Annotated in this window: 1 protein-coding gene; it reads left to right on the top strand. The window is 46.3% G+C overall.

The genetic code is table 11. The features are described 5' to 3' along the window. The coding region (locus AB4496_RS28385) for an MFS transporter (protein WP_372133398.1) at positions 1 to 313 on the top strand (313 nt) is incomplete at both ends.

The raw sequence follows: 313 nt of genomic DNA, 5'->3' as shown, positions 1-313 counted from the left end.
CTTCCTAATATGGTGGCAGCGTTAGGCACGACTCAGTCAATGGTTAACTTTACGCTGAGCAGCTACTTCGTTGTTTATGCTTTCGGGCTGTTATTTTGGGGGCCCCTCAGTGAGAAGTTTGGTCGCAAGCCAATTTTGTTAATCGGGGCAGGTATTTACGTTGTTGCCAGTTTCTTATGTGCCAACTCAGGCAGCATAGAACAATTGATTGGCTTCCGAATTGTTCAAGCGTTTGGTGGTAGTGCCGTCACGGTTGTCGCTGTGGCAATTATCAAAGATCTTTACGATGGGAGAGAACGAGAGAAGATAATGG

Origin of the sequence: Vibrio sp. 10N.222.46.A1, assembly GCF_041473595.1 — a bacterium.
Taxonomy (GTDB): Bacteria; Pseudomonadota; Gammaproteobacteria; order Enterobacterales; family Vibrionaceae; genus Vibrio; species Vibrio tasmaniensis_A.
This window is presented reverse-complemented; position numbering and strand designations above follow the sequence as displayed.